This is a genomic window from Anaerobacillus sp. ABA4_114, from assembly GCF_056159065.1.
Map to the genome: position 1 here is coordinate 183,770 of NZ_JBSWUM010000002.1, position 20,232 is coordinate 204,001.

The following is a 20,232-nucleotide window of genomic DNA, read 5'->3' on the forward strand; positions in this document are numbered from 1 at the left end:
ATTACCGTGAAATACCTTACCTTTTATTATTTAGTCAAGTTTATCATAGTATGGAGAAGTTTTCTTCTATGATTTTATTATTTTATATTTTTTAATGTAATTTATAAGTTTAATAAACCGGCTTATATCGACACTTGGGCATAAGTTTACAAACTATAAGAGGGTTCCTATTCTTTTTAGGCAATCGGGTAAATGAAAACGTTTACTTAATTTAATAAAAAGGGAGCGATCTTATATGAAACACCTATATACATTCGAGAATGAACCGTTTGTTAATTTTGAAAATCCGCAAAATAAGAGAGAAATTGAAGACCACCTAAATAATGTCCAAGCTAAACTCGGGAGTAAGTATCCTCTAGTCATTAATGGCGAAAGAATCGAAACGGAGAAATGCATCGAATCACTAAATCCAAGTAAAAAGGATGAGGTAGTCGGTTATGTTTCAGCAGCTGGAACAAAAGAAGCAGAGCTTGCCCTTGAGGTGGCTACGGATACGTTTAAAACGTGGAGTAAAGTCCCAGCTAAAGAAAGAGCGCGTTTTTTGTTTGAAGCTGCTCGTGTTATGCGTGAGAGAAAACACGAATTCACTGCATGGATGATTTTTGAATCGGGTAAGAACTGGCTTGAAGCTGATGCTGATACTGCAGAAGCAATTGACTTCATGGAATACTACGCTAGGCAAATGCTAGATCTTGAGAATCCTGAACCACTTATTAAGATCAATCCAGATGTAGATCCATTTATGTATCGACCACTTCCCGCTGAAGATAACAAGTTAGAATACATCCCGCTCGGTGTTGGTGTTATTATTCCGCCGTGGAACTTCCCTCTTGCTATCCTAGCTGGTACTGTGACAAGTGCTATTGTGACAGGGAATACCGTTATCCTTAAACCTTCAGAACTGACATCGGTAATTGGATATAAGTTTGTCGAACTTATGGAAGAAGTAGGTCTGCCTAAAGGTGTGATTAACTTCCTACCTGGATACGGAAGTGAAGTTGGTGACTACTTAGTAGATAGCCCAAAGACAAGATTTATTAGCTTTACTGGTTCTAGAGCTACTGGTACCCGTATTTACGAAAGAGCGGCTAAGGTTCAGCCCGGGCAAAAATGGCTGAAAACTGTCGTTGCTGAGATGGGTGGTAAAGACGGTGTAGTTGTAGATGAAACAGCAGATCTTAATCAAGCTGCAAAGGATATTGTAAGTTCTGCATTTGGTTTCCAAGGTCAAAAATGTTCTGCAGGTTCAAGGGCTATCATCGTAGAGAGTGTTTATGATGAAGTAGTCGAAAAGGTGCTAGAAGAAGCTAAGAAGCTTGTGATGGGACCTGGCAAGGATAACTATGTCATGGGACCTGTGTCGGATCAAAAGTCGTTTGACAAAGTTATGGGCTATATTGATATCGGAAAGAACGAAGCTGACCTTCTATTAGGTGGGAATTCAGGAAGTGATGAGGGTTATTATATTGAGCCAACTATATTTGGGAACGTAGTGGAGACTGCTCGTATTTTCCAAGAAGAAATCTTTGGACCTGTACTAGGGCTTACAAAAGCGGTCGATTACAAAGATGCGATTAGGCAGTATAACAATACTGAGTACGGTCTTACTGGAGCCTTCCACTCTACCAATGAAGGTCGTATTGAAGAAGCACTTGAAGAGATGCAATGCGGAAACCTCTATATTAACAAAAAGTGTACAGGAGCTCTTGTTGGCGTTCATCCATTCGGAGGTTACAACATGAGTGGCACGGATTCCAAAGCGGGTGGACCAGACTACCTACTCTACTTCACTCAGCCAAAAATGAAGACAAGAAAGCTCTCTAACCCTTCATAACAAGCGCTAAAACAAATCAACGTTAAAATCTTGCATCAATAATTCAACTTACATCGAGGGGCGATACTATGGATAAAACAGAATACAAACCCGAAGTGCCAAAATGGGTTGGGGAAATCCTTGAAAAAGAACGGAAAAAAGACGTATTAGCTTCGCTAGGATATGCGAAGAAATGGTCTCGGTGGAAAGAGAAATATTCTAGGAAGCTTAAATACGCAAGATTAAACGGTTGGATTGTTGAAGGTGGAAATGATAACGATTCAGTAGAAAAAACGAAGTAAATACGGAAAACATAACAGTTTCTTATATTGAAGCAAAGACCAAATAAACGATTGAGGTGCAATTCAGAGAAGAATTAGCACCTCTTACATCTGGACGGAGTGATTAAATGAACAATTATTTTGTAGTATTTCAAACAGAATGCGATGAAGCTGTCCCTAGAAATGCGGTTGTGGAATACCACACAGATATAACGGGTTGTGATGATATTAGAGATATTGAAAGCATTATTGCGAAAGAATGGTTTGCTGACGATAGAGGGATCGTCTTGCTTAACTTTAAAAAGCTCTAATTTTACATATCTGATAATTGAAACATTGAATTACGGTAACACGGAAGGCAAAAAAACGCTTAAACAATTGAGGTGCAGTTCTCATAGTATTCGCATTTCTAAGAACCGGATGGAGTATTCGTATAAACAATAATTTGATTACTTTATTTGATAATTTATTTTAACTAAAAGGAGATTAGCAAATGTCTATTTTAATTGGTATTTTCGGTATGTTACTTACATTAGGAGTTGGTTATCTTATCAGTAACGATAAACATAACATTAACTTTAAAGCGATAGGTGTTATGTTCGGTCTACAGATTGCTGTAACTCTGGTAATGTTTAAAACGACGATTGGAATGAAGATCGTTGAAGCTATTTCTAACGGAGTTACGAAGGTCTTAACTTTCGGTTATGATGGGATTGACTTTGTAGTCGGCGGATGGATTCCTGAGGGTACGACGGTGTTCTTTGTAAATGTTCTTATGCTGATTATCTTCACTTCAACACTACTGTCTATCTTGACTCATATCAAGCTGCTGCCGCTTGCTATCAAATATGTAGGTGGATTCCTTGCTAAAATCACAGGACTTTCAAAGGTTGTTACGTTCAATTCTATTAATTCTATATTCTTCGGTCAGAGCGAAAGTTTGCTAGCTATTAAAGGTCACTTGGATAAAATGAACGATAACAAACTATTCATTGTCTCTACTTCTGCTATGGCTAGTGTTTCCGCGTCCATTATGGGTGCATACATGACTATGATTCCGCCAAAATATGTACTGGTGGCTATGATCTTAAACGCACTTTCAGCTTTAATTATCGCTACATTGGTAGCGCCTATTAAGAAAACGGAAGACGAGGAAATTAACATTAAAGAAGTGTCAAACACGAAGTCAATTTTCTCGGCGATATCTGTTGGAGCGTTGGACGGTGGTAAGGTTGCGCTTATCGTAGGGGCTATGTTGGTTGCTTATGTTGGGCTTATTTCGATGATTGACGCAGGATTCATGGCTGTGATCGGAATGAGTTTCACTGAAATTCTAGGTTACATTTTCGCACCAATAGCTTTCTTAATGGGTGTTACTTCTGCTGATATGATTCAAGTCGGTTCTCTTATGGGTACGAAATTGGCAACGAATGAATTTGTCGCTATGCTTAAACTTCAGGCAATTATTGATACACTTTCACCTAAGTCTGTAGCTATCATTAGTACATTCTTGGTTTCCTTTGCTAACTTCTCTAGTATTGGAATTATCTCAGGTTCTATTCAGGCAATCAACGGAGCTAAGGCAGAAATTGTAGCAAAATTTGGTCTTAAATTACTCCTTGTTGCGACTATGGCTAGTATTTTAACCGCTACAATGGTAGGGCTGTTTTCTTAATAAGCACTAAAGGTAAAGTTGGTACTGTTTTAATAGAAATATATAAAATGAAAAAAGCGTGGAAAAGTTTTATAACTTGCACGCTTTTTTTAATGGATTTTTCTATAAAATTACCGTAATTATTCTTGGTAGTCCCAACGCTCAACTACACCTCTAGAATGAGTCCAAGAGCCATTACGTTCAATTCTGATAAGGGTGATTTCTACAACTACATAGTCATCACTTAATTCATCAGCGATAAAATCCAATGCCATTTGTTTGGAAGGTAAAAAGCAACTTTCGCTTATGTCCATGGTGTCATCACCTTTAACAAAATCATAGTAAACATCCTCTTGATACTGGAAAGCTATTGCAAAAAAAGTCATAAAGTAAGTCCATTCCCATCGTTTTAATCTTAGTAGAGATTATCTGCCTTTATTTTACCATTGTACTCATTATCTGTCTTTTATATGGGGGCTAGCGGATGTTATTCGTTGATAGCGATATATTTAACTCTTTTTCTACTTTAGCGGATAGTCTATTTATTACTTTGAGTTGTTTTTCTGACAAGACAAAGTTAGTTTTATACGTATTTGTAATGAATTTTTTGTCCCACTCACTCAATACATCCCCTAACGAACCCATAAGATTATTAATATATTCGATCTTTATTCGATAATCTTTTTGAAGTTCTGCTTGTTCCTCGATGTTATTTAACTTCTTAACAGCGCGTTTTTGATGGTCGGTTAAGAACCTAATCATTGCGCTCTTTAATAATTCATCTGATTTACTATCGGTTTTTATGTTTTTATAGTGAGGCAATATGGAGTCATCTTCTTCGAATCTTTGACTAGCCTCTTCTATGGAAATGGATAAAAGGATGTTATCCCATTTATCTTCGAATGGTTGAATCTCGTCTACTTCAATTGAGTAGTAATTACGCTTAAAAGATAGTTTTGAAAGTACGTTTATCATACATAATGCTGATATGTAAGCGTACAAAGGAAATGAATAATGAGCTGAGGTCAAGAAGGATTCGTTATTCGTTCTTTTTGCTCGAAAGACTCCTTCATTCATCTTCTTCCAGAATGCATCTTTAATAGTAGGTACAAATAGTTTTTTTGGTGAATATTGATTTTTGTTATAAATAAACTCATCATAGATCCATAATTGCCACACATAACTAGGGGTCATGATCAAATCATCATGCTCTACTTCAATATTGAGACATCCAGGTAGATGCTTATAATTGTGTTTGTCCATTAGTCTATTGAATAACAATTCTTCCTTTTTGGTTAGGTTGTCCTTATTGTGTAAGTCATGGTGGATTTTACGAACTCTTTCCCGCTTGGCTTCTTCCTTCGCTTCTATTTCATCTTTTCTTATTTGTGCTAATCTTTTCTCTTGCTCTGCCCTTTTTCTATTACGTTCTTCTTGTGCTTTTGCAGCGGCTTCTCGGTTATGGATAAGTGAGCGTTTAATTGAACTGTTCATCAAGAAATCTTCAAATTTCAATAGAGACTTCAAATCCATCACTTCTTCTCGTATGTGGAAGACTGTTTTAGAATAACTGCTATAAAAATTGAAATGATAAAGAGCTCTAAAACGTTCAGAAGTTGTATCGATGTAATAGACGTTCTTTTGGAATCTGTTAACGGCTATCTCCATTCCTCTGAATTTATGCAAGGCGTTCTCTTTATATCCCTCATCTTTAGACGTGTGATAAGAGTGAACGGTCTCTCCGAATATCCAGTAATCTTTCACTCCAGCTTTTTTATATAGCGAATGGCGCTGGTTCATTATTTCCTCTGAGATCGGAGAACATTGATACTCATATGCTTCATGACTTCCATCAGAATGAATCACCATTACGTCACTACGTTGGTTTGTTGCTTCCACTTTGTATTCAAGCTCCACTTTACTATATGGATAAATCTTTTCTAGTTGTTCTTTCAGCAAAATCTTCCCTCTTAAATGTTGAGGGCTTTCTGGTTCGGAGTAATCGTTAGAACATTCATATCCGTGTCTATGTGCGAAATGTTTTATCTTAATTTCTCCCGCCTTCAATTGAACAGGGTTGTTGCAATCAGGGCACATCAACTTTCTTTCTCTATCTAGTTCCCTGATTTTTAGAATTTCTTCTTCCGTGAAAGAATGAAATGTATTTCCTAAATCGTCTACTGCTTGTAACACCCAGTACACCTCGCTATGCAGTTTTATGATAGAACTTTGTGAATCTAAATATTGGGTAGCAAATTGTTTATTTGTCTCTATTGGTTTGTTCTTTTTGGTGATGACGATGAACCCTTACACATTCCATTAAAAATTTTCTCTTTTCAAAAGAGTGTTCGTCGCTTTTTAACTCAGATAATAGTTTTTTCGAATCAGCATTGATAAGTTTTTTTCCACCTAGCTTAATAGTAATCGCTCCTTTATATATGAGAGTAACGACCCCTTAAATGAAATTAGGTACAGGCTTATCACCTATATTATCACTGGAAATATTATGAATACAAGAATCAGCTAACTGCACTTTACATTAGTTGAATGACAATATTCTATTGGTTGGTGGTGTATGCAGGAATTTACTCAAGGGTAGTATAGTATCACGGTGTAATGGTACTATTATTTAGTGATTTAGTAAGTGGAGGGGATTCTGGTGAGGAAAGAAAAAGTATCAACAGTAATCGAAAATACAAATACATTGATGAATGAAGTCGTTCGTTCTACAGCTATGGTAATGAAAGATGCTCATATGGTTTGGAAGCTTGATGAGCGACTAAAAGAGCGTAATATGACTCAGAAGGAATTGGCTAACATTACTGGTTTGCGCGTAGGCACTATATCCGAATGGGTAAATGGGAAAATGAATAGTATTAATAAAGTACACCTGCTCTCAATAATGGCTGCTTTGCGCTGTACGAAGATGTCCGATCTTGTTGAAATAAAGTTACCTGATGACTTGTATTTGCAATTCGCTAAGCAGCGTGACGATTGGATGGAAAACCGAGAGATGCCATTACAACTAAAAGAAATGGCGAGGGAAAATTTAATAAAGATAAATAAATTAGATTAGAAAAATGAGGAGCGCCTATAGTAGGGCTCCTCATTTTTACTTACTCTTATTTGTTGGTCCCAATAATGATTGTTCGCTTAATACCTTGTTATCGATCTATTGCTTTTGCCTATATTGCAATCGCTACAAAGGGCTTGGAGGTTTTCGTATGTAGTAAGTCCTCCCAAGGAAAACGGGACAATATGATCAACATGTAGAATAACTCCTGACTGTGGGGATCGACCACACAATTTACATTCTCTGTCTCTCTCTAAAACTTTGAATCGCAATCCGAGCGGGATACTTCTGCTTGTTTTCTGATTCTTTACTTTTTCCGGTAGCATCTCTTCACTAGGTTCAGTGGGGATAGGTGAGGGTTGCTCCAGAGAGTAGGATGGTAAGGTTTCTAATTCATACCCTTTGTTACCCATAAAATGCCCTTTCAATAAGGAAATCATCAGAAAGTCTTTGATAAACTTTTCAGGGGACGTATTAAGGAATGACTGAGTTTTTGTATCGTAAACCCCTAATAGTAAGTCGTAGTTGTCTGTTACCTCAAAACCTAATCTAGTGAGAAGGTTACAAAAGATATCCCTCTTCAGTGCTCTGTGTTTCTTGGCATGGTCGCTTGAAGTTTTATACCTCTCAGAGAACTTGATTTTCCGCATGAAGAAAATAGATCCCTTGGCATCTTTTTCGGTGGTAAGGTTCATAGAAAAAATCTGACCTTCCACCCCATTGCAACGAGAAAATGAATTTATTCGGTAGTGTCCATTTAGGTTCTCGTATAGCTGCAGGGATAATTCAATCACACCATCCAAAATGTCAAAACTGTAATTGTGATTTTCACCAAGCAACTGGTATGTTTCGTGACTATACTGGAGAGGTGAAGAAATTCCTGACCTGCCCTGCAATGTGAAGTTACCTATGTTTAGATGGTTTTCTTTAAGTTTTACACTTTTTAGAATCGAGGAAAGGTCTTGTAAATCCTGAAATTTTCGATTCCTAGAGATTAAGATCGTATCCGAATCGAACGAATCGAATGGGTTGCCATCCATGTAATCAACCTCTCTACAAAATGTATTATTCCTCTGCTTTCGAAACTTTTAGCTTCTTTGCAGTAGATAATCGTTGAAGGATAAGGATGTTCTTTTGTATGTTTCTCTGATTTTTCTTAGAAAGCGAAAAGTATTGTTGGTATGTAATCCCTACTAAGAAGAGAAGACCCAATGGAAGAAGTAAATTTGTTTCTCCATTAACTAGATGGCTAATAAAGTTGTAAATCGAAATAGGTATAGCTAGTATTAATCCAAACTTTAATATGCGTAGGATTTTTTCGTTGAAATCATATTTTCTTCTTAAACTTTTTACCGAAAGTATAGATTCATCAATGGATTTTAATACGTTTCGCTGTTCTTGTAACATTTCATTCTCCTTTTAGTAGTTGGTTTCCTACTACAAATTTAATTTACTCGTTACTATGAGTGGTTCTAGAGTAGGTAGATATATTTGTTACTTTTCAGTATACCAAAACACTAGTTCGCAAAGATACATTACAATTCAGGTCTAATTGTCGAATAAAAAAGGATAATCAGCCTTATGATCGACTGACTATCCATTAATTATATGTGCCCATTTAGGAAGTGTAAGCTCTTATCAGGTGGTTATTCAGGTTAACCTTCTGAAAGCTAGTCTTCCAGTTCCCATGAGAAATCTTCAGTGTACAACTCTTCCTTAAGTATTTTATAATAAGCATCACTTTCTTCTGGGTACCAATTTTGCACTACTTTATAGTGATTTACAAAGTCTAGAAAATGTTGTTTTTGCTCAACATCAAAAATATCTTTGTACATGGTGGTTTCCCCTGTTTTGATATCCTCAACTGTCATGTCTACAGGTTCATCAGAAAAACCTAAGGTATCAAAGTCATCAAGAAGTTTTCTAGCATCAAGTCTGCGATAGTTTGCGTAATCATGAAGCATAGAGTACCAGTCTTCTTGTATCATTTCATGTCCCTCTAACTTATCTTCTTGGAAATGGAGAGGAATATCTATGTCTTCCACATGGAATGTAATGTTCCCAGGGTAGAACTCGTCGCTGCCAACGTCTATCCCTATCATTGGAATCCATTCACCGTCTTTGGTTATATTTTTCGCTTCGAGATCATCCATTTTTCTTGTGTCGGCGTAGAAACCTCGTACATCAAGACTGATATCATTCTCATACTCATCACCGCTATTGTAGCTTGCATCACCATAATTCATATGGTAAAAATGCATGGCTGTTCCAAAAGGTGTTGCTGGCATGTCGTCAACATAGTCCTTTAAGCGACTATATATGAGAAGGTTTTGATTTTCTTCTAAATATTTCGAGAAATAGTCATGTGAAACAAGGTTAAAGCCGTGCCTAACGGAGCCATAATCTTCGGTAATCAATAATTTATAGCCTTCATTGTTTAACGCTGTCTGAGCTTTTTTGTATATTTTGCTGCTCTCAGGTATCTCGCTCAAATAGGAAAGGTCTTCTTCCCCTAATTTGAACCTAACTATGTTCAGTAATTCTTGAGCTTTATTATATAGTTCTTTGTCCTGCTCTGACACTTCTATAAGGGAGTTATAAGCAGACTCATAGTGTTTAGATCTTCCTCCAGATGAAGCTTCATCGTAAAATTGCTTTCCTTTTGTAAACATGATTTCATCAATATACTTTTGAGCTTCTTTGTAATTCTCTTTGTCATCTTCTCTTACTGCATGAAAATGTTTAAGAGACGATTCTAGTTTGGATTCCTCATATAAAGTAAGTCCTCTTTGGAAAGACTCTTCTGATCCTTTCGCATACTCTACAGTGGTCTTGGCAGACATTAAATAGTCATCCATGAATGAGAATTTTTCTAAATGTTCGATTTGCAATAGGGCTCTATCAAAATCTTTGTCATCAATGTTTGCTTTTAAATTCTTTTTAACTGTTTTTGTGATACCTTTTTCGAATGCATCTTGATCTTCAATTTCACCTTTTGCTAATACCTTTTCATAGACTTCTACAGCTTCGACATATTCCTCTTTTTCAACTTTGTCCAAAACTTTGTCTTCAGAGGAACAAGCTGTAGCTACAACACTTGTTAAAACTAAACTCATCAATAATTTTTTCACGAAAATAAACACCCTTTCATTTTTTACCAAGTTTCAATTAAAATTTATTCATTATGTAGGATTAAGAAGAGTAAAATCATTAAAAGATTTATTAAAATATAAAATCACAACTTATTAACCCGGCTAAAATAAGACTTTTGTAGTATAGCAATGTTTTAATATTATTAAAAGTATGTTATATTTTTCCATAATATATTAAGAATAGAATATATATTAAAATCTATAATCGCTACGTTTTAATGTGAAAAGGGGTTTTAAATATAACGTGATAAAATTTGTTTTTTTGATATCCTAGCTTTTAAATTTGGTAGGTATATTTTTGGTTTGCTACCTGAAAAGAACTTGGAATAAACGCTTCTAAAACAAACAAAGTTTGTAAGATTCTCATCCGAAAAGGTGTCATCGAAGAATCATTTGAGGTACTACAAAAGGTGCGTATGTAACGAAAAAACCGCCCCCCATGAGGAGTCGGTTATTTCTGAATTTCCGTTAATCATAAACCCTATAATCAATGGGTCTTCTTTTTATTGTTATACATTTGAATGTATGCAAAGAAAGCAAGGGTAATAGATATAGAAATTTTAAAAGTAGAACTAAGGCTATTATCGATGATAAAGTCGAGAATCCAAGTAAGAATGTACGCATAGACTGCCACCATTAGTGCTTTTAAAAACAGTCTTTTATTCATCGTTATCCCTCCTTATGGGGCAATTCCCCTATTGGGAGGTACATCAATCATGGAAAAGATAGAGTTAGCAAGTAATCAATTGCAAAATAACCGAAATTCATCAATTCATATATAATAGGTTGGAGTTGTTTTAGTGTTTATTCAAAAAACGCACTTAATGAAAAGTGTGATTCTAACAATCAAATTAGGGCAAAAAGGAGATAGCATCGATGCAATTAACAAAAGATAAGCCAGAATCATATTACCAATTTGAATTGAAGCAAGTTTTCTTTGAGAAATATCCCACTGCTACACAACGCCCTATTAAGGTTCTTTTCAGGCATTTAGCGAAGTTTGAAAAAACCTACGGAAAAGACCTGCATTCTTTTACACCTGAAGAATTGGAGATGTTCCTAAAATCATTGAGGGCTAGAACTATAAGGAGTTTAGATAACACGCTATCGACAATTCATAAGTACATCCAATTCTCTGTTGAAGAAGGACATACTCTTCGCGAAGATAGCCCAATCAGTTTATTCAATTATAAAGAAGCAAAAAATAGATTGATTGATCATGATAATTCAGAGAATATGCTTTTTACGGAGAACGAAATAATGAGCATGGCGATGGAGACGGACAATGCGCAAGATGGGGTCATTATAGCTTTGATTTTTGAAGGGTTAAATCATAAGAATGCGTTTAATGAATTGGTCAATTTGAAGTACAAAGATGTAGATTTCAACAACCACGAAATTCACTTACCTGATCGGACGATTAATATATCTCCAGAGACTGCTACCCTAATTAATGATGCCTACAACCAGAAAAAGTACGTAAGCGTAAATGGGAAACAATCAAGGACATATGACATGAAAAAAGCAGGTTATGTTTTAAAGGGGATCAGAGGAAAGTCTCAAGTTAAGCCTCAAAGAATTAGCCAAGCCCTTATTAGGATAGCGAGACTATCCAACATAGATAATTTAAGAGCTACAACGATTTTATATAGTGGACAAAATCATTATGCAAAGACGCTCTTAAGTAATATTGAGACTGTTCATGCTATAACGAGACAAGAAATTAGAGAAGCTGCAGTTCGCACTCTTAATTACTTCGGTCTACCAGATAATAAGTCTGCGCAACACTATTTAATGTCTCGTATAGAAAACAATTTTGATGACATTCGACCTGCTCAACCAGAAAAGAATACAACCACAATAGATCGTTTAAAACGTAACCAGCTATTCGTAAAAGTTCTAAAAAAACTTTACAATCACACTTGCCAGGTGTGTCAATCAAACCTAACAGAGATTGAAGGTATCCCCTACTCCGAAGTTCACCACATTCGACCTTATAACGACTTGCATAAAGGTCCTGATGATGTCAGCAACTGTATTGTATTATGTCCGAACCACCATAAGTTATTTGACTTAGGGGTGATATCAATTGATCCGAGAGATGAACGATCATTGGTTCATTTGGACGAAAAGAATATTTTGCACGGACAAATTATTGATTTCAAGCATAGTGTAAAGGGTAATCATATTAGGTATGCTTATACTGAAGTATTCCTCCCTCGAAAGATTGAACTAAATCAATGAAAGGGGCACTAACAATGAAAATAAAACTGGAAAAAGAACCTCAAAAAGTGGATTATGACTTGTTTTCTGAATTCGCTCCAAACGTCAGTATGGAAATTGACTCAGGGTATCTGTTATTTTCACAAGAAGAACGGGAAAAGTTGTTTCTTTTGTTAGCATACAATCTGGGGACGACCAGAATAAGTGAGTTGCTTACAGAAAATAGCGGTACCGGTGATTTGACTGAATTAGATACGTAACTTCTTAATACGGTCCTTTACATACCGTTATATAAGGAATAAATACGATAATAGAATTTGTTATAAGCAAATGATTTCTCCAAATCATTTGCTTTTTCTCTTGATAAACACGTTTTCTTGTTTGGTGATGCCTAGTAAGGGTAAATCGTGATTAAAGTAATTGGTGTGGCGAACAGGGAAAACTTGTTTAAGGTAAACGAAAGTTCGTTACTAACAATGTGCGGGAGAATGGCGAACGGAGGTGAAAGATGACTTTTGGAAAAAAGTTTCTACTCATCTGGATGATTGTGATGGTTTTGATGACTATCGAGTATCTCATATTACCTGACAATGTACTGATTAAAGGGATAGCGTTGGGTTTAACAACAACAGCGGTTGTTACTGTAATTAATAAGATTTACCCTACAAAAAAGAAATCTAAATCCTGATTATAGTATTTATAGTTAAAGTTAATAATCGTTACTAAAGCCTCCTAATAACAAAAACCTCTTGCAATACGATGCAAGAGGTTTCGATAATTATAAATTTTCGTCAATAAAATCTTTTACTTCCTCGACACTATCAAACCAATCTGGTGTTTCGTCAGGTTGGTATCCTGTAATTTTATCAATAAATCCGAATCCTTGAAGGATTTCTGCATCAGGGTGGTCTACTAAAACTTCTTCCTTGTTCGAGTAGATGTCTCCATAGTATGGATTGCCCGTCTCCTTATCATCATTAGTGTATAGAGTGTTGGCGTAGTATTCTACGATAAGATAGTTATCCAGTTCTTCTACTACTGTTCTTTTTTTATTCAATTCATTCACTCCTAATTTTGTATTTGTATTCTCCCATATTTTAGACCTAATCTAATTAATGTGTAAAAAATCGCAAATCTCTTTAAAATGACTTTTGCAAAAATAAAACATCACATGCCACATCAAACCTAAAAAAGTTTGATGTGGCATGTGATGAACTAAATATGCTTTTTAACGGCTCTTCTAATGATTTTATTTGTCACTATTTGTGTTCTGACTAGTGTTTCTTTCTCTCTAAGTTCTTCTTCTAACGTCTTTATCTTAAAGTTGATTAAATAGTTGGCGAATTGCTCATAGTTTCTATTGTTTGTGTCCGGTACATCTCTATAAAGATTGGTCGTCCCAAGTTCTTTCCTAGAAACTCTAAGGAAGGTGAACTGGTTTTTAAATTTGGGGCATTTGTAAGTAAATCTATAGCAATAGTTATCCTCAATGGCATAAATCTGCAAACAGCGATCATTGCCTTCTAAAAAAACATGGAATTTGTGCCTGTAATATTTCATGCTTCCCTCCAATTTGTTTATATTTGCGTAACTGACCAGTAATTCTAAATTGTTGACTGGCTAGGAAATATTCTAGAACCCCTCCCTTTTTCTTCTTAGTAGGAACCTCCAAACCATTCTTATCTTAGGTACTACAGAAGATTAAGAAGTATAAACGAGAGTTAGTGAAATATTACGAGGCTATGGGATCCTCCTAGCCTCTTGCATATTCAGGTACATAAGACGTAAAGTGTGCTTGCCCTTCTCTTATTACTATGTTGCTAGCAAGTATTTCTTTCATCTCATCGATAAAAAATTAACCGTAAAAAAAGCAATCTAAAATATAGATTGCTTACGAGGTATTATTTTCTTTAATTACATCTTTTGACGATATTCTTCTAACTCTAAAAAGACTAATAAGTCATCAACGTCCTTATTATAAGCACGTCTAACTATTCCGTTGTTAAAACAGGTACGGCAAGAGGTATCATAGTAATTAATAAAATCGAATTTCGAACCGTTTCTTTTCCAGAACTCAACATGATTTCCTTTGCCAACAACCATTATTGAATATTGTTCGTTAGAAAATTTACATTTTATATTTGCATCGGGGTTAGTCTTTATGAAGTTTTTATAGTTCATTTTTTTAGCTCTACATGCTCTTTTGATCTTTGCTACATACAAAGTGTTCTTCACCTTTTTAGAAATGCTACTAATCATAAGAAAAACTCCTTTTAATAGTGTTTTTCTTTTAAATAACATCAATTAAATTATTGTCAAGTAGTAGAATAGAAAAGCATTTGACCCTAGCCCAATCAAAAAATAGGTATAAAGGTTGTTTGTGGCTACGCTGAGAAAGACCTGGTACATGTACAACTAGAGGAATCTTTTCTTCTGTTCTTTCGTCGGAAGCATGCACGCTTCTCTTTTCCCGAACCATTTGTATCGTCTTTTTGCAATGCCATCATATAACCGGTCTCGAATGACTCTAGGAAGGATATACGCAATCATAGACAGTCGAAATACCCCACCTAATCTTCTCGCAATATATAATGTTGCATATGACTTAAGAAGAGTCTCCCCCTCCCTAATGACGATAACGCTATCTGGTATTTCTTTTATATTTGCCTCTTCCAATAACTTTGAGGCAATATCAGACTGCAAAGAAGCAAAGGAGAAAACACCTTTTTTTATCATACTTAAACATAAATTTCACTAAGCCATTGCACATATTACAAACGCCATCAAACAGAATGATATTTTGCTCTTCTTTATCTTTCATGCTTATCACTCATTTCTCAAGTTACTAAGTTAAGACTACCATTTACATTATTAATATCATATGTTCCTCTTCTCTTTGATACGGATATACCCTTTTAAACCCACATCCATAGGTGTATGGCAAAATAGTTTTAAGTTACCATTTTTTACAACAAATTCATACATTACTTGGGGTATTTAATGGGATTTTGGAATAAGGTAGGTAAAGTAGTTGGTACCGCTCTTGAAAATAGCTCCTGAAGTGGCACATAAACTTCAGCAAGAATCTGCAAAACGAGAAGACGCTATGAGAAAAGAAGCAATGAAGAAGGTAGTGGAGAATGAGAAGAAATTGGAAGAGTTTGTATCGTGTTATGTCCAAATCATCACAAGATGTTTAATTTAGGAGTGCTTGCGATTGACCCGAGGATGAGCGTTCATTAATTCACCTAGATGAAAACAACTGGTTAAATGGGCAAGTTATTGATTTTAAGCATGACTTAAATTCGAAATATGTTCGATATAGCTATACTGAAATCTTTCTAACTCGAAAAATTTCCTTAGATAAATAGAAGTAAATAGATTAAGCCTCCTAAGGATAAAGGGGTTGTTTGTTATTATTTTTCTCAATTGCTATTATCCCATAGTACAATGATAGAAAATGATACAGCAAACGTTCTTTACGTTTAAAGTATCTATGAGGAGGCGCATTTATGTTTTCTGAAAAGGTTAAGAATAAACATGTCATTGAGATGCACAAAGGGAAGCCACATATTCGTACAGAGGTGACTTTTCTGATGCCGATTAAGGAACAAGACCAGAGTAAATATGAAGAACTTATGTTACATCAAAAGCTAGAACCGACCCTAAAATGGATGCTTGAGAAGGTCGAAGAGGATATTGGGGAGACATTCGAGTGTGATGTGGAATCAGTATATGTTGGATTAAAGAATCCATTTAGGAAAAGTAATAAAAGCTAATTCATAAATAGTAAGAGCAAATGATAGGTCATCATTTGCTCTTTTTTGATATGTGGAAGTTGGTGCGACACTGTGCTATTCTCGAACAAGTTTCAAGGATCATCCGAAACCTCACCCCTTCACTGGCTTTCCATTTTCATCGTACATTTTAGGGTTTGAAGCTGGTACATGCCAACCGAACAAGCTACCCTTCTTCATTGCTTCTGATTGAGCCTTTGATACATCGTATATTTCATTTAACACGTCTGGGTTGCGGTCTTTCAGTTCATCCTGTGGGAAGTAACCTCTTACTCCACGCTTGATTAATACCGTCTCACCAGTAGTTTCATACTTACAGAAGCATAACTCAGGCAGTCCGTCAAAAGTTTCTTCAACCTTGTAATTAGTGTTTTCCATTTTAAGATTCCTCCATTTTCGTATTAACATTTTCCATATGATTATTGTACATCTCTTCAATATTAATTATTTAGTTATTATACAGCTTTTGAATTTGCTTTTCATTAAGCTAAGCTGAGTGACTTTCTAACTCGTCAATTTCATCTTTCTGAGTAATCCCCTTTTGAATGAACATCTAACCTTATATGGTAAAATAGATATAAGTTACCATTTTTTACATCAAAACAATAATTAACGGGGGGTATTTGATGGGATTTTGGAGTAAGGTAGGTAAAGTGGTTGAAAAAGCGGCTGAAAAGGCACCTGAGGTAGCTTATAAGCTACAGCAAGAGTCTGCAAAACGAGAAGCTTCTTTAAGAAGAGAGGCAATGAAGAAGATAAATGAGAACGAAAAGAAATTACAAGAGTATGAGCAGTCCGGTCGAATGAAAGATCCTGAGTTTGCTAGAAAAGTTAAAGTGCAGCGTGAAAAAATAGAGAAAGCAAAATCCACATATAGTCCTTCAAACCATGAAGAGAAAAAGTACGGAGGTAAGACTGTAGCTCAATGGAACAGTGGATGGATATATTTAGGGAGATTAAGTTCGCTCACTTTAGACCAATTGAGTGCATATAATAAGAGTATAGGTTTATATAAAGGTGAGAAGAACGGAAAAATTGTTTATATTGGTAGAGCGATTGAACATAGCAATGGAGGCTTCAGAAAGCGTTTGAGAGACTATGTGAGAGATAGTGATAGCGGGAGAACGCATGGTTCGGGTCAAAAGATGAATGAAAATGCGGATGATATATCGATTTCAATTTTAGTGGTTGGTAATTCTCAAGAAGATGTTAAGACAGTTAAGGAACTTGAAAAAGCGATGATCCGATATGGAAAGCCTGGGTTTAACGTTCAACATAGGTGATCATAACAAGCAAATAAGCTATATAACATTTTAGAAAAGGGTGGAGGTGTATTTGGGTTTTAGTTTCATAATCTAAAAATAAAATAAGGGACGTGTATTTTTGGGGAAAATTTATTATTTGTTCATTGTTGCATTGTTACTATTCTCTCTTGGTTTCCAAGGGACTACCTATGCGAACTCAAACGATTCGGATAAGGCTAATGATACGAACATCCAAACATTAAACACTTCAGTTACCACAAGCCGACTTTCGGGCAAGAATAGATATGAAACGGCTATAAAAATTTCTCAAGATGGTTGGACTACTGCCGAAACAGTTGTGTTAGCAAAAGGTAGTGACTTCCCTGATGCTTTATCTGGGGCTCCCCTTGCATATAAAGAGAATGCTCCGATCTTGTTAACGGACACTAAAAGTCTAACAGGTGTTACGAAAGACGAGATTAAGAGACTTAAAGCGAAGAAGGTCATTATTCTTGGAAGCGAAGGTGCTGTTTCGAAAAGTGTTTCCAACGAGCTGAAGAATATGAACTTAGATGTGAAGAGAATTGGCGGAAAGAGTAGATATGAAACTGCCGCTCTTATCGCAAATGAACTGAACTCAAAAACGGCTGTTATTGCATACGGTAAGAATTTCCCTGATGCTCTTGCTATTGCGCCATATGCAGCTAAAAACGGAATCCCTATTTTACTAACTGCTCAAGATGAGTTACCAAGTGCATCTCGAAATGTTATTCAATCTATGGATAAAGCGATTATTGTAGGTAGCACTGCGGTCGTTAGTAAGAAAGTAGAAAGCAGTTTACCTGTTTCCTCTGTATCCAGGTATGGTGGTTCAGATCGATATGAAACTGCAAAATCCATAATCACTAATTTAAGATTAGGAACCGATAAAGCTTATGTAGCTACAGGTAGAAACTTCCCTGATGCTCTTGCTGGCTCAGCACTCGCTGCTAAAGATAACGCTCCTATACTACTAATAAACGATAGTAAAATTCCTGAATCTACTAAGAGTTTGATTCCTAAGTACAAGTCGTTTGGAATTATTGGTGGCAAAGGAATTATTGGAGAAGCGGTTGAATACCAACTAAAAGGTGCAAGTGACAAAGGGTGTGATAACCCTATTCACAATACATCGATGTATGCAGACCTATATAAAACCTTTGAGGAATTCTATTTTGGATGTTCACCAGAGTATGTAAAGAGCCAACTGGGTGAACCGGATAAAGTAATAGGTATGGAAACAGAATATGCATACCAATATGGCGATATTCAGTATAAATTCGTTCATTTCGAAGATTATGGTGTTGTAGGTGTTAATATTAAAGGTAAAAAAGCTTCCTCCTATTTCAGCAACTTTGATGAAATAGAAAAAGCTTACAACCCTAATGACCTTTACGCTTCGTACAATGCTGATCGTTATTATTCCAACGGTTCGTATGTTTTCACAGTAGATGATTCAGAAGATTATCAATCGGGAACATACCACTCTTACCACTCAAAGAATAAAAGTGGAAGTCCAATCTCTATGATCGATATCTATTATCGCTATTGGTAATAATACATGTTAGGTTGATAACGTTAAATAATCAAAACCCACAAGTTACAATAGCTTGTGGGTTTTATTTTACTGGCTGTTAAACTTTGAATGAATGAACGGCACAACACTTGTTGTTAAAATAACCATTACTAATAAGATGTAAATAGAAAATAAATCCGTAGCATGTAATACAATAATAATTAGCAAAAATGATATTCGAGAAATGCAAAGGATAACTTCTCTCCAAATTGTTATTTGTATGCGATGCGTCTTCCCCTTCCCTCCCAGTTGTTCATATTGTTGGGCGAAATAGTTTGTTCGGAAAATAAAGTTTCCAATCACCAAAAGTATATTCGGTATTAACAACCAAAGGTTTGATAAAGTTATAGATAACCCCAAGCCAATGAATGCCATTGATATACCAATGATCATCCAGGTTACTGGTGAGAGTGTTGACTTATTAAAGATTTTAATCATAAAGAAAACTAAAAGTGTATAAAAAACATTTAGACCTGCAACAAAAAATTTGTCTTCGGTTATTGTAAATGTAAAGTACATTAAGAATATTGTCTGAAATTCAGCAAACATACCTCCGAAGTAATAAGAATATGGAAGCAGCTTGATTTTATCCCCTTTGAACACTTTAAATATAGATAGATGTTTTTTAAAAGGATTAGTAATCTCACTCCTTTTGGGTGCGATGTCAGGCAAAATGAAACTTAATAAGAATAGTCCTACAGAAAAGAAGAACATAACGATAAATGTATTCTCGTAATCCAAAACTGATAATACAAATGCGAAGAGGAGCGGGATGAATATGTTTACCGCTTTTCTCCAAAAAGCGGACTGCTGAAAATACTCTTTAAATTCTTTTCCGTCTCCTAAGAAGGATAGTGCGAGTGTTATTCCTGCTGAGAAGATTCCTCTCATCAATCCATATATTGCTCCTGCAAAAGCAATCCAATGAAATGGATCCTCTATCGTGACGAAGGATAACAGGCTAAAAAGGATTAAGGAAAACACTGCTCCTACTCTCATCACAGCTTTTAAGTCTTTTTTGTAAAATAGATATGACCCACTTACATAAGAAAAACTCCACAATGAGAACATAAAGAAGTTAAACCAAACAAGGTCTAGAAGTTGTTTATTTTGGACCCATATGTATAAGTTTACGAATAGGTCTACAAATGTAAACACTACCGAAGTTGCTGTATTAAAAACTACCATGCGTTTTAAACCATTATTCAAAAAGTGATCCCTCCTTTTGCTTGCGTCAACATCCTAAACTGACGAATGATTTTGACCAAGAAAATGGAGGATGAATATTTATCAATGGTTATAGTTTTAATGGATTCGTTGTGAGGTGAAACAACAAAGAAAAAATCCGCATCTCGAACCTAAACGGTTTGTGATACGGAT

General features: G+C 35.6%; 22 protein-coding genes. 11 read left to right on the forward strand and 11 right to left on the reverse strand.

The genetic code is table 11. The features are described from left to right. Positions 1-235: 235 nt before the first annotated feature. From pruA to ACXAEY_RS22440, 4 genes are all read left to right on the forward strand, one after another. The gene (gene pruA, locus ACXAEY_RS22425; protein WP_474815329.1) at positions 236-1,834 is read left to right on the forward strand and encodes an L-glutamate gamma-semialdehyde dehydrogenase; all 1,599 of its coding nucleotides are present in this window, start codon (positions 236-238) and stop codon (positions 1,832-1,834) included. A gap of 68 nt (positions 1,835-1,902) precedes the next feature. Then, complete coding sequence (locus ACXAEY_RS22430) at positions 1,903-2,115, forward strand: hypothetical protein (protein WP_474815331.1); 213 nt, start codon at positions 1,903-1,905, stop codon at positions 2,113-2,115. Positions 2,116-2,222: 107 nt separating this feature from the next. Then, positions 2,223-2,405 (forward strand): hypothetical protein, encoded by a 183-nt coding sequence (locus ACXAEY_RS22435; RefSeq protein ID WP_474815333.1) that lies wholly within the window; start codon positions 2,223-2,225, stop codon positions 2,403-2,405. A 182-nt stretch (positions 2,406-2,587) separates the two neighbouring features. After that, positions 2,588-3,769 (forward strand): NupC/NupG family nucleoside CNT transporter, encoded by a 1,182-nt coding sequence (locus tag ACXAEY_RS22440; RefSeq protein WP_474815335.1) that lies wholly within the window; start codon positions 2,588-2,590, stop codon positions 3,767-3,769. A 119-nt stretch (positions 3,770-3,888) separates the two neighbouring features. On the opposite strand, the gene ACXAEY_RS22445 is transcribed toward ACXAEY_RS22440, so the two are convergent. Then, the gene (locus tag ACXAEY_RS22445) at positions 3,889-4,134 is read right to left on the reverse strand and encodes a hypothetical protein (protein WP_474815337.1); all 246 of its coding nucleotides are present in this window, start codon (positions 4,132-4,134) and stop codon (positions 3,889-3,891) included. Between the two features lie 91 nt (positions 4,135-4,225). Then, positions 4,226-5,941, reverse strand: a complete 1,716-nt coding sequence (locus tag ACXAEY_RS22450; protein ID WP_474815339.1) for a competence protein CoiA family protein — start codon at positions 5,939-5,941, stop codon at positions 4,226-4,228. Positions 5,942-6,407: 466 nt separating this feature from the next. On the opposite strand from ACXAEY_RS22450, the gene ACXAEY_RS22455 reads away from it, so the two are divergent. After that, a complete protein-coding gene (locus ACXAEY_RS22455; protein ID WP_474815341.1) occupies positions 6,408-6,824 on the forward strand; it encodes a helix-turn-helix domain-containing protein in 417 nt (138 codons plus the stop codon). Between the two features lie 77 nt (positions 6,825-6,901). Here the strand turns inward: ACXAEY_RS22455 and ACXAEY_RS22460 are convergent, their stop codons facing one another. The 4 genes from ACXAEY_RS22460 to ACXAEY_RS22475 all read right to left on the reverse strand — a co-directional run bounded on the left by ACXAEY_RS22460 (position 6,902) and on the right by ACXAEY_RS22475 (position 10,640). Continuing rightward, positions 6,902-7,861, reverse strand: a complete 960-nt coding sequence (locus ACXAEY_RS22460) for an HNH endonuclease (protein WP_474815342.1) — start codon at positions 7,859-7,861, stop codon at positions 6,902-6,904. A gap of 25 nt (positions 7,862-7,886) precedes the next feature. Further along, positions 7,887-8,228, reverse strand: a complete 342-nt coding sequence (locus ACXAEY_RS22465) for a hypothetical protein (RefSeq protein ID WP_474815343.1) — start codon at positions 8,226-8,228, stop codon at positions 7,887-7,889. Positions 8,229-8,491: 263 nt separating this feature from the next. Next, on the reverse strand, positions 8,492-9,952 hold the full coding sequence (locus tag ACXAEY_RS22470; protein WP_474815345.1) for a hypothetical protein: 1,461 nt from the start codon (positions 9,950-9,952) through the stop codon (positions 8,492-8,494). Positions 9,953-10,460: 508 nt separating this feature from the next. Further along, positions 10,461-10,640, reverse strand: coding sequence for a hypothetical protein (locus ACXAEY_RS22475; protein ID WP_474815346.1), 180 nt, complete (start codon positions 10,638-10,640; stop codon positions 10,461-10,463). 209 nt (positions 10,641-10,849) lie between these two features. On the opposite strand from ACXAEY_RS22475, the gene ACXAEY_RS22480 reads away from it, so the two are divergent. Both ACXAEY_RS22480 and ACXAEY_RS22485 read left to right on the forward strand, forming a co-directional pair. Further along, the gene (locus tag ACXAEY_RS22480; protein WP_474815348.1) at positions 10,850-12,217 is read left to right on the forward strand and encodes a phage lytic cycle repressor MrpR family protein; all 1,368 of its coding nucleotides are present in this window, start codon (positions 10,850-10,852) and stop codon (positions 12,215-12,217) included. Between the two features lie 14 nt (positions 12,218-12,231). Beyond that, positions 12,232-12,456 (forward strand): hypothetical protein, encoded by a 225-nt coding sequence (locus ACXAEY_RS22485; protein WP_474815349.1) that lies wholly within the window; start codon positions 12,232-12,234, stop codon positions 12,454-12,456. Positions 12,457-12,974: 518 nt separating this feature from the next. On the opposite strand, the gene ACXAEY_RS22490 is transcribed toward ACXAEY_RS22485, so the two are convergent. The 3 genes from ACXAEY_RS22490 to ACXAEY_RS22500 form a co-directional block, all read right to left on the reverse strand. Further along, a complete protein-coding gene (locus ACXAEY_RS22490; protein WP_474815351.1) occupies positions 12,975-13,253 on the reverse strand; it encodes a hypothetical protein in 279 nt (92 codons plus the stop codon). Positions 13,254-14,110: 857 nt separating this feature from the next. Continuing rightward, on the reverse strand, positions 14,111-14,455 hold the full coding sequence (locus ACXAEY_RS22495) for a hypothetical protein (RefSeq protein WP_474815353.1): 345 nt from the start codon (positions 14,453-14,455) through the stop codon (positions 14,111-14,113). Between the two features lie 156 nt (positions 14,456-14,611). Further along, complete coding sequence (locus ACXAEY_RS22500) at positions 14,612-14,932, reverse strand: thiol-disulfide oxidoreductase DCC family protein (protein WP_474815354.1); 321 nt, start codon at positions 14,930-14,932, stop codon at positions 14,612-14,614. A 307-nt stretch (positions 14,933-15,239) separates the two neighbouring features. Between ACXAEY_RS22500 and ACXAEY_RS22505 the strand changes: the two genes are divergently transcribed. Together ACXAEY_RS22505 and ACXAEY_RS22510 are read left to right on the forward strand one after the other, a co-directional pair. Further along, positions 15,240-15,401, forward strand: coding sequence for a hypothetical protein (locus ACXAEY_RS22505; RefSeq protein WP_474815356.1), 162 nt, complete (start codon positions 15,240-15,242; stop codon positions 15,399-15,401). Between the two features lie 307 nt (positions 15,402-15,708). Continuing rightward, complete coding sequence (locus ACXAEY_RS22510) at positions 15,709-15,975, forward strand: hypothetical protein (protein WP_474815358.1); 267 nt, start codon at positions 15,709-15,711, stop codon at positions 15,973-15,975. 111 nt (positions 15,976-16,086) lie between these two features. Here ACXAEY_RS22510 and ACXAEY_RS22515 read toward each other — a convergent pair whose 3' ends face one another. After that, positions 16,087-16,371 (reverse strand): hypothetical protein, encoded by a 285-nt coding sequence (locus tag ACXAEY_RS22515; RefSeq protein WP_474815359.1) that lies wholly within the window; start codon positions 16,369-16,371, stop codon positions 16,087-16,089. Between the two features lie 248 nt (positions 16,372-16,619). Here ACXAEY_RS22515 and ACXAEY_RS22520 point away from each other — a divergent pair, with 248 nt between their 5' ends. Then, positions 16,620-17,276, forward strand: coding sequence for a hypothetical protein (locus tag ACXAEY_RS22520; RefSeq protein ID WP_474815361.1), 657 nt, complete (start codon positions 16,620-16,622; stop codon positions 17,274-17,276). A 100-nt stretch (positions 17,277-17,376) separates the two neighbouring features. Then, a complete protein-coding gene (locus tag ACXAEY_RS22525; protein ID WP_474815363.1) occupies positions 17,377-18,831 on the forward strand; it encodes a cell wall-binding repeat-containing protein in 1,455 nt (484 codons plus the stop codon). Positions 18,832-18,900: 69 nt separating this feature from the next. Here ACXAEY_RS22525 and ACXAEY_RS22530 read toward each other — a convergent pair whose 3' ends face one another. Next, complete coding sequence (locus ACXAEY_RS22530; RefSeq protein WP_474815365.1) at positions 18,901-20,061, reverse strand: hypothetical protein; 1,161 nt, start codon at positions 20,059-20,061, stop codon at positions 18,901-18,903. Between the last annotated feature and the right edge of the window lie 171 nt (positions 20,062-20,232).

Excerpts from the sequence above, each read along its gene's own strand:
- ACXAEY_RS22500 (WP_474815354.1), bottom strand. The coding sequence starts at position 14,932 with ATGATAAAAAAAGGTGTTTTCTCCTTTGCTTCTTTGCAGTCTGATATT.
- ACXAEY_RS22460 (WP_474815342.1), bottom strand. The coding sequence starts at position 7,861 with ATGGATGGCAACCCATTCGATTCGTTCGATTCGGATACGATCTTAATC.
- ACXAEY_RS22510 (WP_474815358.1), top strand. The coding sequence starts at position 15,709 with ATGTTTTCTGAAAAGGTTAAGAATAAACATGTCATTGAGATGCACAAA.
- ACXAEY_RS22430 (WP_474815331.1), top strand. The coding sequence starts at position 1,903 with ATGGATAAAACAGAATACAAACCCGAAGTGCCAAAATGGGTTGGGGAA.
- ACXAEY_RS22440 (WP_474815335.1), top strand. The coding sequence starts at position 2,588 with ATGTCTATTTTAATTGGTATTTTCGGTATGTTACTTACATTAGGAGTT.
- ACXAEY_RS22445 (WP_474815337.1), bottom strand. The coding sequence starts at position 4,134 with ATGACTTTTTTTGCAATAGCTTTCCAGTATCAAGAGGATGTTTACTAT.
- ACXAEY_RS22520 (WP_474815361.1), top strand. The coding sequence starts at position 16,620 with ATGGGATTTTGGAGTAAGGTAGGTAAAGTGGTTGAAAAAGCGGCTGAA.
- ACXAEY_RS22475 (WP_474815346.1), bottom strand. The coding sequence starts at position 10,640 with ATGAATAAAAGACTGTTTTTAAAAGCACTAATGGTGGCAGTCTATGCG.
- ACXAEY_RS22480 (WP_474815348.1), top strand. The coding sequence starts at position 10,850 with ATGCAATTAACAAAAGATAAGCCAGAATCATATTACCAATTTGAATTG.
- ACXAEY_RS22435 (WP_474815333.1), top strand. The coding sequence starts at position 2,223 with ATGAACAATTATTTTGTAGTATTTCAAACAGAATGCGATGAAGCTGTC.
- pruA (WP_474815329.1), top strand. The coding sequence starts at position 236 with ATGAAACACCTATATACATTCGAGAATGAACCGTTTGTTAATTTTGAA.
- ACXAEY_RS22465 (WP_474815343.1), bottom strand. The coding sequence starts at position 8,228 with ATGTTACAAGAACAGCGAAACGTATTAAAATCCATTGATGAATCTATA.
- ACXAEY_RS22515 (WP_474815359.1), bottom strand. The coding sequence starts at position 16,371 with ATGGAAAACACTAATTACAAGGTTGAAGAAACTTTTGACGGACTGCCT.
- ACXAEY_RS22495 (WP_474815353.1), bottom strand. The coding sequence starts at position 14,455 with ATGATTAGTAGCATTTCTAAAAAGGTGAAGAACACTTTGTATGTAGCA.
- ACXAEY_RS22485 (WP_474815349.1), top strand. The coding sequence starts at position 12,232 with ATGAAAATAAAACTGGAAAAAGAACCTCAAAAAGTGGATTATGACTTG.